Origin of the sequence: Corallococcus sp. EGB, assembly GCF_019968905.1 — a bacterium.
Lineage (GTDB): Bacteria > Myxococcota > Myxococcia > Myxococcales > Myxococcaceae > Corallococcus.
The window spans coordinates 8,177,948-8,193,611 of record NZ_CP079946.1; the positions used below are offsets into that span (position 1 = coordinate 8,177,948).

The following is a 15,664-nucleotide window of genomic DNA, read 5'->3' on the forward strand; positions in this document are numbered from 1 at the left end:
GATGACGGGTTGAGCTGCGTCGAGACCTCAATGTACCGAGCAGGTGGCGTGCGGGGAGGTCGCCTCCAACGTGACAAAGTGTCACCCTTCCGTCGTTCGACGGCGAACCCAAAGGAGACCGGATGCTGACGCAGAGCGCACTGGCTGGAATCCGCGCCTTTGTCGCCTTGGGCGACACGGGGAGCTTCACCGACGCGGCGCTACGCATCGACGTGTCGCGTACGGCCGTGAGCAAGGCGGTCTCGCGGCTTGAAGCGCGCCTGGGCGTGCGCCTGGTGGAGCGCTCCACCCGCCGGCTTGCGTTGACGCCGGAGGGGCGTGAATTCCACGAGCGTTGCCGGCAGGTGATGGATGCCTTGGCCTCGGCGGAGGCGTCCGTCAGCACCCGGCGGACACAACCGGCGGGCGACGTGCGCCTGGACGTGCCCCTGCTGTTCGGCCGTCGCTGGGTCATGCCGGTCGTGGGGGAGCTGGCCACGCGGCATCCGCGCTTGCGCTTCGATGTGACGTTCTCCAATCGCGTGAGCGAACTGGTGGCTGACGGTGTGGATCTGGCCGTGCGCATCGGCAAGCTGGCGGACCGCGCGGAGCTGATGGCACGCCCCCTGGGTATACAACGGACAGTCCTGTGCGCCTCGCCGACGTATCTGGCGCGCGGCGGCGTGCCTCAGTCCCTCGCCGACCTCGCCGGGCACCGTTGCCTGCTATCGGATCGCCGGACGGGCTGGCGGTTGACGGAGCTTGTGGACGCAACGCGACCGGAGGCCGGAGTGACCTCGAGCGAGGTCCCCGTGGATGGCGCGCTCTGCCTGCGTGACACCGGCGCCTTGCTGGATGCGGCGCTGGCGGGCATGGGCGTGGCGCAACTGCCCTCGTGGCTGGCCGATGAACACTTGCAGGCTGGCGCCTTGCGCCGGGTGCTGCCAACGCTCCGGGGCGCCTCGTTACCCATCCACGCCGTCTGGCCGAGGGGCAGGCACATGCCTCCGCGGGTTCGACTGGTGATCGACGCGCTGGTCGCGCAGATGGCCACCCAGCCGCAGTTCGCCCCGGAGTTCGCGCGCCCGGGCGTGTAGCGCGACAACCGCGAGCCGACGCCGCTCGCCCCGTCAGCCGCTGGCGGCGACGAGGCCCGAGAGGTCGCCAACGATGCGCCCCTCCACGATGGGCACACAGTCCGGCGGGCACTCCGTCGTGAAGCGCAGGCCCAGCGCCTTCGCCCGGACGAGGAACCCATCCAGGCCCTCCAGGCAGGCGTCCGGGATGTCATGCAAGACCATCAGCGTATGAGGGCGCAGCGCGCAATCCTGGAGCGCCTTCTCCGGCCACCCCGCGGGATCCAGCCAGTCGCCGGGGACGCTGTTCCAGAGCACACACGAGTACTGGCGGGCGCACAGGTGGTCGACGGCGCGCGGACTCAGCAGATGCGGGCCCAGCCTCCCTCCGCCGCCGAAGGGACGGAACCTCTTCGGCGCGGACACCAGCGGGGCGAGGAGCTCATCCGTCGCGGCGATCTCCTCCTCCACCGCGTCCGGGCGCGCATCTTCCCCGAGCGGAATGGAGTGCGTGAAGGAGTGATTCCCGATGAGGTGCCCCGCATCGCGCGCGCGCTCGACGAGCCGCCTCCCCTCGTCCGAGACGAGGTTCTTCCCCAGCACGAAGAACCAAGCAGGGATGGCGTGCGACGCCAGGACATCGAGCACCCGCGGCGTCACGCGGGGATCGGGCCCGTTGTCGAACGAGAGCGTGAGCAGGCTCACCGGAACACGTTGTTGGAGGTGCGATCCCCCGCGAGCCACCGCGCCAGCTCCTGGCGGGCCCTGGCGCGACGGGCCTCCACGAGTTCAGGCCGCACGGCCTCCGGGCTGTCGTGCGTGAACTCGACGATCATCCCGTTCGGGTCCTTCACGTAGAGCGAGCGACAGTAGCCGTGCTCCAGCACGTACAGCTCGGGCTCCTTGTAGCCAGCGGCCCGCAGGCGCTGCTCGATTCCGTGCTGGGTCTCCGGGTCCACGTTCAGCGCGATGTGGTGGAACGGAGAGGCGGGCATCTCCGGCCCGAAGAGCTGCTGGTCCGCCGGCTTCTCGAACTGGAAGAACGCGAGCGCGCTCCCATCCGCGAGCTCGAAGAACGTGTGGCAGTAGGTTCGGACGGCACCGAACAGCTCGTCCGACTCGCACCAGGTCGCGACGAGCGGCAGGCCAATCAACTCCTCGTAGAACTTCCGTGTCGCCTCGAGATCCCGGGTCACGTAGGCCGTGTGATGCAGCCTGCTGGGCAGCTTCGCTTGCGTGGACATTCGTCCTCCCGTGGGTGCTTCCTCAACGACCCCAGCTCACTTCGCCGCCAGGGCGGCAGGCTGCTCGTGCGTGCGCGACGCCCCGGCGCGCGCGGGGACAGCGTCGGCGACAGGGTTGGTCAGGGCTCCGAGCCGCTCGATGGAGACCTCACAGACGTCACCGGCGCGAAGGTACCGCGGCGGCGTTCGCGCGGCGCCCACGCCGCTCGGAGTGCCCATCGCGATGACATCTCCCGGCTGGAGCGTCATGGCCTCGGAGAGGTCCGCGATGACGGTGGCGACGTCGAAGATCATGTCCGACGTGTTCGCGTCCTGGAGGAGCTCCCCCCCGACACGCATCTGGATGCGCAGCCCGCGAGCGCCCTCGGGCAGCTCATCGGGGGTGACGAGCTCGGGGCCCAGGGGCCCGGTCCCATCGAAGTTCTTCCCCACCGTCCACTGGGGAGTGCGCTTCTGGTAGTCCCGAATCGAGCCGTCGTTGAAGAGCGTGTACCCGGCGACCCATTCCAGCGCCCGCTCCCGTGGGATGTTCCGCCCCGGGCGCCCCACCACCACGGCGAGCTCGGCCTCGTAGTCGAGCTGGTTCGAGCAGGTGGGGACCACCAGCGGCTCACCGTGCGCGAGGAGGCTCGACGGGACACGCGTGAAGACCACGGGGTGGCGCGGCGTTTCGTAGGTCGCCTCCGACGCGTGCGCGACGTAGTTCAACCCGAGGCAGAGGAACTTGCTCGGCTCTGGCACGAGCGGCCGGAAGCGGAACTCCGCGGGCGAGAGCACGTACGACTCGGCCGCCTCCGCCGCGCGAGCGGCGAGCGTCGCCAACGCGCCGGGGCCCCGCTCGAGCAGGGCCCGCAGCGAGCTCCCGACCGACGGGTCGAGAGCCGTCATGTTGACCATCCCTCTGGGGGTGCGCACGCCCAGGGCGGGCACCTCCTTCACGAGAATCGATGCCATCCGCATGTCGCTGGTCTCCCTGTGCCGCCCGCCCAGGTTAGCGACGGAGCCGAGGCACATCAACCAAATGTCGACAAAATACACTTTGCATCCAATTCGACGCCTTGTGTCAATTTCGCGCCCTGACGTATAGGTCGTGTCGTTCCCATGAGGAGGTCGATGGCTGCTCCATCCCGCATCCGTGGCCCGGTGTCCGAACCCACGCTCGCGTCGGCGGTCGTAGACCGGCTGCGCGGGGACATCCTTCATGGGGTGTTGCCCCCGGGTGAGAAGCTGCGGCTCGAACATCTGGCGCCACGCTACGGCGTCGGGCGGACACCGCTGCGGGAGGCCTGCTGCCGACTGGCGTCCGAGGGGCTCGTCACCATCGAGGACCAACGTGGCTTCCGGGTGGCGCCCATCTCTCGCGCCGACATCCTGGACCTGACGCGGACGCGCCAGCAGATCGAGACGCTCGCGCTGCGCGCGGCCATCATCCATGGCGACATCACCTGGGAGGGAGAGGTGACCGCGGCCCTGCACCGCCTCCTCCGGAGCGTCCAGGCCTCGGAGCAAGGGACGCTCGACGAGGCCTGGGAGCTCGAGCACGCGCGCTTCCACGCGGCCCTGCTCAGCGCGTGCGGCTCGCCCTGGCTCCTGAAGTTCCATGCGACCTTGTTCGACCAGACCGAACGCTACCGGCGCCTTGCCCAGGCGCACGGCAAGGCCGGGAGGGACGTGGAGGCAGAGCACACCGCGCTCGTGCGAGCCACCCTGGACCGCGACGCGGAGCGCGCCTGCGCGCTCCTGACCGAGCACCTGGCGAGGACCACCGAGCTCGTCCTCCATGTCCACCCGGGGCTGCGCGCGAGCGCTCCTCCCCCTCAGAAGACTTTGCCGACAAAAATCCGTTCCCATCCCACAAAGGATTGACGGGCCGTCCGCGGGCGCGTACTGGCGGCGGCCGACATGCTGCGCACTTGCTTCGTTGAAGGTTCAGGTGGCGTCCGGCTCGCGGTGAGCGAGACGGGCCCGTCGTCGGGTGCACCCTGCGTGCTCTTCGTGCATGGCTTCGCCCAGAGCCGCCATGCGTGGGACACGGTCCTCCAGGGCGGTCTGGCTCGGAGCCACCGGCTCGTCGCGGTCGACCTCCGTGGTCACGGCGACTCGGACAAGCCTGAAGGGGACGCGCCGTACGTGAATGGCGTCCACTTCGCCGCAGACCTGGAGGCGGTCATCCAGCGGCTCGGCCTGGAGCGGCCGGTCGTGGTCTCCTGGTCATACGGTGGCGTCGTCGTCGGGGACTACCTCCGGCACCGGGGAGATTCCGCGTTGGGCGGCCTCTTCTTCGTGGCCGCGTCGCTCAAGACAGGCAAGCCCGCGCGCGCCCTGTTCGGGCCAGGAATGATGTCGAACGCGCGGGGCCTGCTGTCCGAGGACGCGGAAACCTACGAGGCCGCCGCTCGCGCCTTCATCGGCGCATGCGCCGCGCGACGAGTCGACCCGTCGCTGGCCGAGGAGAGCGTCCGCGCCATGCTCCGCGTGCCCCCGAACGTTCGGCGCGCGCTCCTCTCCCGCGCGGAGGACTACTCGGTGGAGCTGGAGCGTTGCGGCCGCCCTGTGGCGACGCTCCACGGTGAGCTCGACCTGGTGGTCCTTCCGAGCATGAGTTCGGAGGTGGTGCTGCCGTGCGCCCGCGCGGCGCGGGGCACGTGGCTTCCGGGCGTGGGGCACCTGCCCTTCATCGAGGCGACAGCGGACTTCGAGGCCGCGCTCGCGCACTTCGTGGAGGCCGCGAAGTCGGCGGAGTGACGTCCGGTGCGCCTCCGCCCACGGGAGGCAGGCACTGCGGTCTTCGGAGCGTCACGCTCGACGTGGCCCGTCGCGCCAGCAAGGCCCCCGGGGGAAGTCCTGGCGGACCTGGCCCCGGCCCCGCGGCCAGGGCACGCGCTATGCCTTTCGCACCTCGCGGATGATGCCCTCGGCTTCGGGCTCGCCCAGCGCGACGAGCTGTTCGAGGTCGCCACGGATCAGGAACTCCGCCTCGGCGCGGAAGAAGGGCGTCTCGGCGACGGTCTCCGCGCTCCAGTGGATGCCCGACAGGCTCATCACGAGCCGCAGCAGCCGGAGGCGAACGCCGGAGTCCGCCGGGCTCGCGGACGAGTCATCCAGGTTCCAGGCGCGAAAGTGCGGCCATTTCTGCTCCCTCAAGCGGGGGGCGGAGCCGGGGCTGGAGGAGGAGAGCCCGGCCCTGGCTGCGACAGTGGAGTCGGCGAAGGAGCGCACGCCGCGATTGGATTGGGCGGGACTGCTGCGCCGGACGTTCGCGCTGGATGTCTTCGCCTGCTCTCGGTGTGGAGGCCGCACGAAGGTGCTGGCATACCTGACGGCCCCTGGTGGGGGACCTGCCATTCTGGAGCACCTGGCATTGCCCTCGCGGCCCGCGAAGCTGGCACCGCGCACTGCCCGCAGGGCACCCGGCCGCAGCCATCCTCGGCCCCTCTTCCCCCCCGCAGCCCTCAACAGGGTTCCTATCCGTCCAATCCTTGATCGAACCCGAACGAGGCGGAAGCTGAGCTCCCAGGTCTTCCACCGGCCCCCCATGTGTCTGATGCTCGGGTGTCCTCTCCTGCCCGGCTGGCGCGGGGCCTCTCAGTGCACCTCGGGAGGTTGCTCCTCCACGGCGGGACGCTCCTCCCGCGCCTCCAACGGCTCGAACCGGAACGCCCCGTCCCGGAAGTCCACGCGCACCCGCTTCCCCTCTTGCAGCGTTCCGCGGATGAGGGACTCGGAGATGGGTCCCTCGATGGCGCGCTGGATTTCCCGCCGCAGCGGACGGGCTCCGTAGCCAGGATCCCATCCGCGCTCCAGCAGCGCGTCGATGGCCGCGGGCGTCACCTCCATCTGGATGTCCTGGCCGTGGAGCAGGCGCCGCGTCTTCTCCATCATGAGGTTGACGATTTCGCGCAACTGGGGGCGGTTGAGCGGCTCGAACACCATCGCCTCGTCGATGCGATTGAGGAACTCCGGCGGGAAGTGCCCCTTGAGCACCGGCATCACCCGGTCACGGATGCGCTCCTGCGAGTCCTGGCGCGCCGTCATGTCCTGGATGAGCTGCGAGCCCAGGTTGCTGGTGCCGATGATGACGGTGTTCTTGAAGCTCACCGTCCTCCCTTGGGCGTCGGTGAGCCGCCCGTCGTCGAGCACCTGCAGCAGGACGTGGAACACGTCGGGGTGGGCCTTCTCCACCTCGTCGAAGAGGAGGACCGCGTAGGGGCGCCTTCGCACGGCCTCGGTCAACTGCCCGCCCTCGTCGTAGCCGACATAGCCCGGTGGGGCACCCACCAGCCGGCTCACGGTGTGCTTCTCCATGTATTCGCTCATGTCGAAGCGGATGAGCGCCTTCTCGTCCCCGAAGAGCTGCTCCGCGAGCGTCTTGGCCAGCTCCGTCTTGCCCACCCCCGTGGGGCCCAGGAAGAGGAAGGAGCCGATGGGCTTGTTCGGGTCCTTGAGGCCGGCCCTCGCCCGCCGGATGGCCTGCGAGAGCACCCGGATGGCCTCGTCCTGCCCGATGACGCGCTCGTGCAGCCGCTGCTCGAGGTAGGAGAGCTTCTTGCGCTCGTCCTCGGTCATCTGGGTCACCGGGATGCCCGTCATCCGCGAGAGCACCTCGGCGATGTCCGTGTCCCGCACCTCGGGCGTCTCCTCGCGCTTGGTCGAGCGCCACTCCTTCTGCGCCGCCGCCGCCGCCTTCTGGGCCGCCTCCAGCCGTTGCTCGCACTCCCGGACGCGCTTGTTGTCCTTGCGGTCGCGGGCCTCGTCGAGCGAGCGCCTGGCCCGCGACACCTCCTGCTCCGCGTCCGTCAGCCGCTGGGGACGCGCCGTCTGACGCAGGCGCACGCGCGCGGCCGCCTGGTCCACCAGGTCAATGGCCTTGTCCGGCAGGAAGCGCCCCTGCACGTACCGGTCGGACAGCTCCACCGCACCCACGATGGCCTCCTCCGTGATGCGCACGCGGTGGTGTGACTCGTAGCGGTCCTTGAGCCCCTCGAGGATTTCGATGGCCTGCTCGGGCGTGGGCTCGGGCACCAGGACTGGCTGGAAGCGGCGCTCGAGCGCAGCGTCCTTCTCGATGTTCTTGCGGTACTCGTTGAGGGTGGTGGCCCCGATGACATGCAGCTCTCCACGGGCCAGCGCCGGCTTGAGCATGTTGCCGGCGTCCATGGCTCCCTCGGCGGCACCCGCCCCCACCAGTGTGTGCACCTCGTCGATGAAGACGATGACCTCCTCGCTGTGGTCCTTCACCTCGTCAATCACCTTCTTGAGCCGCTCCTCGAACTCGCCGCGGTACTTGCTGCCCGCGAGCAGTCCGGAGAGGTCCAGTTGCAGCACCCGCTTGTTGCGCAGGGTGTCGGGCACGGACTCCGAGGCGATGCGCTGGGCGATTCCCTCCGCGATGGCCGTCTTGCCCACACCTGGTTCGCCGATGAGGCAAGGGTTGTTCTTGGTGCGGCGGGAGAGGACTTCGAGGGTTGTCTCGATCTCGTTCGCCCGCCCCACCACAGGGTCCAGCTTGCCTTCGGACGCCAGCTCCGTCAGGTCCCGGCAGTACTCGTCCAGTGACGGCGTGTCCGACCGCTTCTTCTCCGCACCCGGGGCGAGCGCTTCTTTGACGGCCTCGCGCGACCTCTGATGGTTGGTGCCCATCTCGCGCAGGATTTCCGACGCCGTGCCTTCCCCCTCCTGCAGCAGGCCCAGCAGCACGTGCTCGGGGCCCACATAGGAGTGGCCGAGCGCGTAGGCCTCCTCATAGGCGAGCTCCAACGCGCGCTTTGCATGGGGTGACAGCTCCGGCCGCTCCATCGGCCGCTTGCCCCTGCGCATCTCCGACTCAGCGCGGGTGGCCACCCGGGCCGGCTCGAGCTTCAGTCGGGTGAGGACCTCGCGGCCACGCGGGTCCCGGGCGATCGCCGCGAGCAGGTGCTCGGTGTCGATGGCCGGTGCCCCCGCCTTCTGCGCGGTCTCGAAGGCAGACGCGAGCACCCGGCGGGTGTCCTCGGAGAAGGCCTCGGTGATGTCGTAGCGCTCCACCGGCTGCCGGATGGACTGGGGTGTACCGTCCATTCCCCCGAAATCATCGTCGTCGAAACCACTGAAGAACTGGTCGAACAGGGACGTGCCCAGCCTCATGCGCCCGAAACGCGAGCGCTGGCTGGCGCACACGTCACACAGTTCCTCGGTAGTTCTCCGATTGCCTGTCACCCGGGTGACCCGGGTCGTCGCCGGACGCTGCTGACACATTTGGCAAAGGTCGGCCATTGCTTTAGGTCCCCTTACAGGGCCGTCATATCCGTGGCGCCCCGTGTCTCGAACACTGTGAATCTGGGGACCGCGGCGCGACCCCACCAGTGAGCGCCGAACAACCGCTCACGCTTCCCGTGACAGGCAGGCCTCCGCGGAGCGCCTGCCGATGCTTCGCGCCTGCCCTGCGCCAGACGTGCGCGAGCAAGCTCACGCCCGGCGCCAGGAAGGTGATGAGGCCAAAGCGGATGGCAGCGATGCCGCGCAGAGCAACGGCCCACCAGCGGGACGAGCGCGTCAGGACCATGGCTGCTGCACTCCCTCAAATATGGAAATGGGGCGGCGCCTGGAACCGGCCCATGCGCGGCACGCGGTCGCCTTCCCAGGGAAGCCCTGTCATCGGCTCGATGTCGGGCCCCGCCCGCTGCTCGATGGCGGCGAGCAGCGCCTCGGCCGTGTAGGCGCCGTTGTGGCGCTCCCCGTTGAGGAAGAAGCTCGGGGTGCCGTTCACGCCACTGCGCACGCCGTCCATGAAGTCGCGGCGAACCTTGGGGAGATGGCGGTGCTCCTGGAGGTCACGAGTGAAGCGGCCCATGTCGAGCCCCAGGTCGGCCGCGTAGGTCAGCAGCGCGGGAGCCTCCAGGCTCTGCTGGTTCTCGAAGAGCCTGTCGTACATCTCCCAGAACCTGCCCTGCGCGCCGGCGGCCTCCGCGGCCTCCGCGGCCAGCAGCGCGTGCGGGTGGAGCTGGGAGAGCGGGAAGTGGCGGAAGACGAAGCGGACCCGGTCCCCGACAGCGCTCTCGAGCCGCTTCAACTCCCAGAAGGCCCGCCCGCAGTAGGGACACTCGAAGTCGCCGTACTCCAGGAGGGTGATGGGGGCATCGGCCGGCCCCTTGGCCCAGTCATTGGCGTCCACGCCTCTGCGAAGTCTGCTCATGTCCGGGCCTCCGTCCGAGATGGCTGCTGCTGTGGCTGGAAGGTGGGGACCTCCATCGGTTTGCCAGTCAGCCGCTCGAGCGCGTCGATGACGCCGTCCGCGCCGGGGTTGAACTCGAGGGGCGAGACGTGGCTCCAGTAGATGTCGCCCTTGCCGTCGATGACGTAGAGCGCCCGCTCGCAGATGCCGGCGTCCTCCCGGTAGACGTTGTAGCGGCGGGAGATCTCTCCCTTCGGATGGAAGTCGGAGAGGAGCGGAATCTGGATGTGGAGCTCCTTGGCGAAGGCGATGTGGCTCCAGAGGGAGTCGCACGAGATGCCGAACACCTTCGCGCCGAACTGGCCAAGCTCGGGCAGCAGCTCGTTGAAGAGCCCCAGCTCGTTGGTGCAGACGGGGGTGAAGTCCCCTGGATAGAAGACGAGGACGACGGGTGAGCCCCGCTGGTCCGCAAGCTTGATGCGACGCCCGTCGGGGGTGGACGCGCCGTCCCATTCAGGCGCGCGGGTGCCAGGCGGCAGACCGTGCACAAGGATGCCTGAGGCGGGAGGGGGGGGAGCAAGTGTGGCCATTGGATGGGTTCCTTTTGCCCAATCTGGTACCCGGTGCGCGCTGGCGCCCACCCCAGCTCCAAGGCCTCGATGGAAGCACGTGGCGGAAGCACGTGGCCCGGGCCGCTGTCAGAGCGTCCAGTGAGGAGCCCGGACGCCGCGAGGCCTCGGGGCGGGGAAGGCAGGGGGCCCTCGAGACGACCCATGCACTGAAGTTGCCCCGGTTTCGTGGAGTCCCACCCGCTGTGCGAAGAGGGTCCCACGATGCCGAAGTCACGCCCCCCATACCCGCCTGATTTCCGTGAGCGGGGCGTCGAACTAGCGATGTGTGAGAGCTGCTTCGCCACACTCGAGTGTGAGCTGCTCGCACGCCGCCGTTTTACAACTCACGCCGAGGCGAGGATGGCCGTCTTCCGCTTCCTCGAAGGCTGGTACAATCCGCTCAGACGCCAGCCAGTCTGCGAAGGCGCGAGGCCCGGCTTGCCGAACGTGAGGCTCTCACCGTCCGTGGGAACCCGGTCCGTCAGCACGCGGTAGCCTCTGTCCGTGACGAGCGCCCGTATCCGAGCGCCGGTAACCGCCGACGCCCGGCACGTAGACTCCCGCCTCGCTGGAGATGAGCATGTTCCGCTCCAGCCGGTGCTCACTCTCCACGGCCATCCATGGCGGTTCATGGTTCCCCAGTCCGAATCCATGCCCGTGCGGTGCAGTTGCGGCGCCGGCTCTGCGAATCCCTGATGCGAGTGGATCCGGCCGCGGCACTTCAGGGCGTCACGAGGCGCGGACTAAAGGCAGGGTGCGCACTCGGGGGCGCACCGGTAGCTGCCGTCGCAGCGCTGGCAGAGGAACTGGTGCGGCGGGCAGCTCGTGGAGTCCATGGCGGACACGGACGGGTCCGGGTTGGCCACCTGGGGAGCGCACTCGAAGCACTTCGCGGCGCAGTAGGAGCCCGTGCCATCGCAAGTGGGGCAGAGCCTCTGGCCCGTCTTGCAGGTGACGCCCTCGGCCTCGACGGTGGGCGCGGCGATGGGGACGGCGCAGTCCATGCACATCATGGCGCAGTAGGTGCTCTTCCCATCACACGTGGGGCAGAGGTGCTGGCCCATTGCACAGGTGCTGCCCTGGGCGGTCACCCGCTCGTCCTGCATCACGTTCTCATCAGCCACTCCGCAACCCACGACCAGCGTCAGCATCGCAACAACGGACATCGCGAGAGCATTCAGCTTCATCGTCATTCCTTTGGTTGGGGGGAACCGCGTACAGCAGCGCGCACCCTACCCATGTCGCCGAATGCTGACGAGTAACGTGTGCGGCATGACTGCCCCGGATGTCGCTGCATGGACGTTGCCGTGGCGGGGGGGTCGGCCTGAGCAGCAACCTCGGCGCGAGTGACGCGCCGCCCCCGTACCGGCTGCTCGACGGCGAGCCCGGCCTCTTCGACTGCTTGAAGTACAGCCCGCCGCTGTCGCTGGAGGAGACGCGCGCAGGCCTCGCTCTTTCCGGAGATGTGGCGGCGCCGCGCGGACGTGCCGGTTCTTTACCACCCGGCGCACCTCAACCTCTACGGCCCGGAGCGGGAGCCGGCGCAGCAGCCTTCCACGTCCCCCGCTGCGAAGGGCGGCGTCTCTCCGACGCCGTCGAAGGTTTGGATTCCCTTGCGGAAGCTTACGCCAAACCAGCTCGTCGTGAGCGCGGGGAACGGCTTGGAGATCAGCTTGTACTTCCCCAGGGTGGATGCAGTGGGCCGGGCCGAGTTGCCGAGGAGGACGTCCGACTTCGACGTGTTCGCCTGCGTGAGGTGTGGAGGCCGCGGGAGGGTGCTGGCATACCTGACGGCCCCCGGAGGGGGACCCGCCATTCTGGAGCACCTGGCATTGCCCTCGCGGCCTGCGAAGCTGGCCCCGGCACAGGGGCCCCCCAGAGCGCGTGGTGTTGAGCCCAAGCACCCAAGTGGCGAAGGCCCTCGAGCTGGAGCTCCGGATCCGCATGGGAGCACAGCGCGTCGATCAATGCTTGCGCGTCGGGAGCCTCGGCCGGAGAGAGCCGCTGGACGGCACGCAACACCCGCCCTCCAACCGGCAGGGACGCCAGCCTCACCAGCGGAACCTCCGGAGGAAGCAGGCGGGCCAGCTCGGCGAGGAGGACCTGCGACTCGGGGGGACACACGCGCCAAGGGCCTCCGGAAGCGCCTCCATCAGCGATGAGGAGTGCGCGGCGGCGTGGGGTGAACGCTTCCGAGCGGGGCTGAGGCATGGAGCCCTTTATAGATATAGAGGGTCGCCTGGCCAGTGCCCGCTCCCGCCTCATCGCAGCAGGCGCGCGAGCGCACTCCGAAGGTCGGCGACAAACCGGGCCGCGGAGGCTGTCGGGAACAAATCGAAGCCATGGATGCCGCCTGGGTAGACGTGCATTTCGACGGGCACGCCCGCGCGGGACAGGCGCATCCCGTAGTCGACGTCCTCCTCCAGGAAGAGGTCCACGCTCCCCACCGCCAGGAACGTCGGCGGCAAGCCCTCGAGCCCGGACGCCAGCGAGGGCGAGTAGTGGCCCTCGCGCTCCTTCGGAATCACGCCGCCGCCCCGCAGCGCGCGCCACGCGAATTGATTGAGCGGACGCGTCCACCCGAACTCGCCCGTGCTCGGGTTGTCGACCGGGGCCTCCGGCGCTCCGGTGCGGGCGTCGAGCATCGGGTAGATGAGCACCTGTCCCGCCAGGGGAGCGCCACCGCGGTCGCGGTGCAAGAGCGCGGTCGCCGCCGCGAGCCCTCCGCCAGCGCTGTGCCCCATGATGACGACCCGTGACGTGTCCACCCCGAAGGCAGGCGCCTCCCGCATCAGCCAGCTCAACGCGGCGTAGCAGTCCTCGACGGGACCGGGGAAGGGAGTCTCCGGCGCGAGGCGGTAGTCGACGCTGACGACCAGCGACTGGTACTCCTCGGCGAGCTGCACACACGCCGCATCGGTCATCTCCGCGACGCCCGCGATATAGCCGCCGCCGTGCACATAGAGGATGGCCCCCAGCACCGCTGGCGGGTTGCTCGGTCGATACACCAGGACCCGCACGTCGGACGGCCCCGGCACCCAACGCTCCTCCCGCGCGTGAGGCATTGGGGCGGCAATCTGCGCGTAGCTCGCGAGGAGCTGAGCGCGGAACGCCTCCAGGGGCTCACTCGCGGGATCAAACGCCTTCATGGAGGCAACGATGTCGCGCACGGAGGGGTCGACCAGATGGAGCGTCTTCATGGCTTGTATGTTCTCCAGGTTCGAGCGTGGCCGCGATGAAGGCGGCGCTCATGGGGATGTATCGACATGGCCTGTCTCAGACCTTCCAGGCCTCAAATCCAAACGCTTCTATTCCAAGACAAGAATCGAGCCGCCGACTTCCAAATGCCTTCAGGCTGCTCGCAGGACGAGCTGCGTAATCTCCGCGGGAGCGCCGAGCCGCATGGGAGGCCCCGAGAAGCCAGTGCCGCTGCTGACGTAGACCCAGGTCTTGCTGAACCTGGCGAGCCCCGCGACCACCGGTTGCCCCAAGCGCTGAAGCCACCCCAGCGGCCACAGCTGCCCTCCGTGGGTGTGCCCTGACAACTGCAGGTCGACCTCGTGCAGGACGGCTTCGTGGACGGCCTTGGGCTGGTGCGCCAGAAGGACCAGCGCTCGACGCGTGTCTCTGCCCGCCACGGCCCGTGGGAGGTCTACCCGATGGCCGATGTCGAACCTGGCGGACTCGTAGTCGTCGATACCCGCCAGGTGAAGCACCTGCTCACCGCTCCCCAGCTCCACGTATTCGTTGCGCAGGACTCGCACTCCGAGCTGGCCGAGGTGCTCGCACCACCGACTCGCGTCCGCGTGGTACTCGTGATTGCCCGTGACGAAGTAGGTGCCATGGGTGGAGGTGAGGTTCGCGAGCGGCGCGACGTGCGGCTCGAGGTCCTCGACGCTGCCGTCCACCAGGTCGCCCGTGATGGCCACGACGTCTGGAGCCAGCGCATTCACCATCCTCACGACGTGCTCGACGAACTCCCGACCCATCATCGGTCCGATGTGCATGTCCGACAGCTGGATGATGCTCAGCCCGTCGAGCTCGGTCGGCAGCTTCTTCAGCGGGACCTCCACCCGCTTGACGCGAACCCGGCGGCCTTCTCGAAGCCCCCAACCGCTGGCGACGACGCCAACCGTCACCGCGACCAACGCGCTCATGCGCGCCAACGCCTGCCGGCGGCCGGCGTCCATCGGCTCGGCGCCCCAAAGCGCCATGGAAGCACCGACCCGCAGCACGTCCACCACCACGAGCGACATGAGCAGCAGCGTGGACACGCCAATCCACACGTAGACTGGCGTGAGCCACCACACCGACAAATCGGGAGGCACCAGGCGGCTCGCGAACACGCCCACGGGAATGCTGACCGCGAGGACAACCAGGCTCCACGTCAGCGCCCACGCGGCGGGCTTGGGGAGGCCGACATCCCGGACCAGCCGCGCCCACAAGTAGTAGTGCTCGAATGCGAGCAACCCAACGCCGGGCAGCAGAAACCCGCTCAGCGAAGTCCATGCCTCACCGAGCTTGCTCATGCCGACCGAGCCAGTGCGACCGCGTCAGGGCCCGCGGGGTAACGGAGCTTCGCCGACGTGTCGTTCGCGGCATGCCACACCTCTTCGGCCACGTCGGACTCGCGCGTCACCGCGGCCGGCTGCCCGAATGAAGCGAAGATGCGCTGTGCGAAGGGCGCATACGGCTCGGGAAACAGCCCCTCCATGCGGGCGCCTCCGTTGCTCGTGAAGCGGGTGCTCGGGCCATAGCCCGGCTCGACGAGCTTCACGCGCAGGTTGAAGGCCTCGAGTTCGAACGCGAGCGACGCCGTGAACCCCTCGATGGCCATCTTGCTCGCGGTGTACACGGCCACCAGCGGCATCGGCGCCAGCGTCGCGCTGGACGTCACGTTGACGACGACGCCCGACTTGCGGGCACGAAACTGGGGCAGCACCGCCTGCGTCATCGCCATCACCCCGAAGACGTTGGTCTCGAACACCTCACGCACCGTCGCCATCGGCGTGGCCTCGAAGGCCCCCATCAGCCCGATGCCCGCGTTGTTGACGAGCACGTCGATGGGCCCGCTCGCCTCCAGCGCCGCCGCGATGCTCCCGGGCTTCGTCACGTCGAGCGGCACCACGCGCAGCCGGTCCGAACGAGGGAGGACGTCCTCGCGTGGAGTGCGCATGGTGGCGACCACGCTCCAGCCCTGCGCGTGAAAGTGGCGCGCCGTCTCGAGCCCATAGCCCGAGGAGCAACCCGTGATGAGCACCGTCTTCATGACACCACCCCCTCGCTGAGCTTGCCGCCAGCGGGCACTTCGTCCTGGTACTGAGCCTCGCCGGTGACGAGCGGGGCGAGCCTGGCGATGAGTGCCTGGGCGCGCGGGCTCGCGAAGTTCGCGGCGTGCGCCTCCTTCGTGGTCCACCCCTCCGTGACGGAGACGACGTCCGGATTGCTGCTGGAGCGCCCCACCAGATAGAGGACGCAGTCCTGGTTGGTGACGAGGCCCGTGCCGCTCACCGCGGAGAGCAACAGCGCCGCCAGCTCATCGCCTCTTCCCGGCAGCGCGGTCATCGTGGCCCGGAACCCATACGTTGCCTTCATGTCGACCCC

General features: G+C 69.0%; 16 protein-coding genes and 2 pseudogenes. 5 read left to right on the plus strand and 13 right to left on the minus strand.

From position 1 onward, the window contains the following. The first annotated feature begins 122 nt into the window (after window positions 1-122). Entirely contained in the window at window positions 123-1,076 is a 954-nt protein-coding gene (locus tag KYK13_RS33265) for a LysR family transcriptional regulator (protein WP_223638051.1), read from the plus strand. Between the two features lie 33 nt (window positions 1,077-1,109). Here the strand turns inward: KYK13_RS33265 and KYK13_RS33270 are convergent, their stop codons facing one another. Genes KYK13_RS33270 through KYK13_RS33280 form a run of 3 tightly spaced genes read right to left on the minus strand, consistent with a single transcriptional unit; the run spans window position 1,110 to window position 3,253 of the window. Continuing rightward, a complete protein-coding gene (locus tag KYK13_RS33270; RefSeq protein ID WP_255654083.1) occupies window positions 1,110-1,760 on the minus strand; it encodes a polysaccharide deacetylase family protein in 651 nt (216 codons plus the stop codon). After that, the gene (locus KYK13_RS33275; protein WP_223638057.1) at window positions 1,757-2,299 is read right to left on the minus strand and encodes a VOC family protein; all 543 of its coding nucleotides are present in this window, start codon (window positions 2,297-2,299) and stop codon (window positions 1,757-1,759) included. The genes KYK13_RS33270 and KYK13_RS33275 overlap by 4 nt, the downstream gene beginning before the upstream one ends. Before the next feature lie 36 nt (window positions 2,300-2,335). Then, on the minus strand, window positions 2,336-3,253 hold the full coding sequence (locus tag KYK13_RS33280; RefSeq protein WP_223638060.1) for a fumarylacetoacetate hydrolase family protein: 918 nt from the start codon (window positions 3,251-3,253) through the stop codon (window positions 2,336-2,338). A gap of 159 nt (window positions 3,254-3,412) precedes the next feature. Between KYK13_RS33280 and KYK13_RS33285 the strand changes: the two genes are divergently transcribed. Further along, complete coding sequence (locus tag KYK13_RS33285) at window positions 3,413-4,165, plus strand: GntR family transcriptional regulator (protein WP_223638062.1); 753 nt, start codon at window positions 3,413-3,415, stop codon at window positions 4,163-4,165. 36 nt (window positions 4,166-4,201) lie between these two features. Next, on the plus strand, window positions 4,202-5,044 hold the full coding sequence (locus KYK13_RS33290) for an alpha/beta fold hydrolase (protein WP_223638065.1): 843 nt from the start codon (window positions 4,202-4,204) through the stop codon (window positions 5,042-5,044). A gap of 138 nt (window positions 5,045-5,182) precedes the next feature. On the opposite strand, the gene KYK13_RS33295 is transcribed toward KYK13_RS33290, so the two are convergent. The 4 genes from KYK13_RS33295 to KYK13_RS33310 form a co-directional block, all read right to left on the minus strand. Further along, window positions 5,183-5,443, minus strand: a complete 261-nt coding sequence (locus KYK13_RS33295; protein ID WP_223638067.1) for a hypothetical protein — start codon at window positions 5,441-5,443, stop codon at window positions 5,183-5,185. Window positions 5,444-5,884: 441 nt separating this feature from the next. Beyond that, window positions 5,885-8,551, minus strand: coding sequence for an ATP-dependent Clp protease ATP-binding subunit (locus KYK13_RS33300; RefSeq protein ID WP_304504073.1), 2,667 nt, complete (start codon window positions 8,549-8,551; stop codon window positions 5,885-5,887). Between the two features lie 304 nt (window positions 8,552-8,855). Then, a complete protein-coding gene (locus tag KYK13_RS33305; RefSeq protein ID WP_223638072.1) occupies window positions 8,856-9,470 on the minus strand; it encodes a thioredoxin domain-containing protein in 615 nt (204 codons plus the stop codon). Continuing rightward, complete coding sequence (locus tag KYK13_RS33310; protein WP_223638074.1) at window positions 9,467-9,997, minus strand: redoxin domain-containing protein; 531 nt, start codon at window positions 9,995-9,997, stop codon at window positions 9,467-9,469. The genes KYK13_RS33305 and KYK13_RS33310 overlap by 4 nt, the downstream gene beginning before the upstream one ends. Before the next feature lie 342 nt (window positions 9,998-10,339). On the opposite strand from KYK13_RS33310, the pseudogene KYK13_RS33315 reads away from it, so the two are divergent. Next, window positions 10,340-10,555: pseudogene (locus KYK13_RS33315) on the plus strand (hypothetical protein); the annotation flags it as partial. Here KYK13_RS33315 and KYK13_RS39410 read toward each other — a convergent pair. Both KYK13_RS39410 and KYK13_RS33325 read right to left on the minus strand, forming a co-directional pair. Beyond that, complete coding sequence (locus KYK13_RS39410; protein ID WP_223638076.1) at window positions 10,517-10,780, minus strand: M24 family metallopeptidase; 264 nt, start codon at window positions 10,778-10,780, stop codon at window positions 10,517-10,519. The pseudogene KYK13_RS33315 and the gene KYK13_RS39410 overlap by 39 nt on opposite strands. 23 nt (window positions 10,781-10,803) lie before the next feature. Further along, window positions 10,804-11,247, minus strand: a complete 444-nt coding sequence (locus KYK13_RS33325) for a hypothetical protein (protein WP_223638077.1) — start codon at window positions 11,245-11,247, stop codon at window positions 10,804-10,806. Between the two features lie 85 nt (window positions 11,248-11,332). Between KYK13_RS33325 and KYK13_RS33330 the strand changes: the two are divergent. Further along, window positions 11,333-11,607, plus strand: a pseudogene (locus tag KYK13_RS33330) (hypothetical protein); the annotation flags it as partial. 714 nt (window positions 11,608-12,321) lie between these two features. Here KYK13_RS33330 and KYK13_RS33335 read toward each other — a convergent pair. The 4 genes from KYK13_RS33335 to KYK13_RS33350 all read right to left on the minus strand — a co-directional run bounded on the left by KYK13_RS33335 (window position 12,322) and on the right by KYK13_RS33350 (window position 15,655). Continuing rightward, on the minus strand, window positions 12,322-13,260 hold the full coding sequence (locus tag KYK13_RS33335; RefSeq protein ID WP_223638078.1) for an alpha/beta hydrolase: 939 nt from the start codon (window positions 13,258-13,260) through the stop codon (window positions 12,322-12,324). Window positions 13,261-13,410: 150 nt separating this feature from the next. Then, window positions 13,411-14,589 carry a metallophosphoesterase gene (locus KYK13_RS33340; RefSeq protein WP_223638079.1) on the minus strand — a complete coding sequence of 393 codons (1,179 nt, stop codon included), beginning with the start codon at window positions 14,587-14,589 and terminating at the stop codon, window positions 13,411-13,413. Beyond that, window positions 14,586-15,329: an SDR family oxidoreductase gene (locus KYK13_RS33345; RefSeq protein WP_223638080.1), complete on the minus strand. Its 744-nt coding sequence runs from the start codon at window positions 15,327-15,329 to the stop codon at window positions 14,586-14,588. The genes KYK13_RS33340 and KYK13_RS33345 overlap by 4 nt, the downstream gene beginning before the upstream one ends. Then, the gene (locus KYK13_RS33350) at window positions 15,326-15,655 is read right to left on the minus strand and encodes a putative quinol monooxygenase (RefSeq protein ID WP_223638081.1); all 330 of its coding nucleotides are present in this window, start codon (window positions 15,653-15,655) and stop codon (window positions 15,326-15,328) included. Before KYK13_RS33350 ends, KYK13_RS33345 begins: the two co-directional genes overlap by 4 nt. Between the last annotated feature and the right edge of the window lie 9 nt (window positions 15,656-15,664).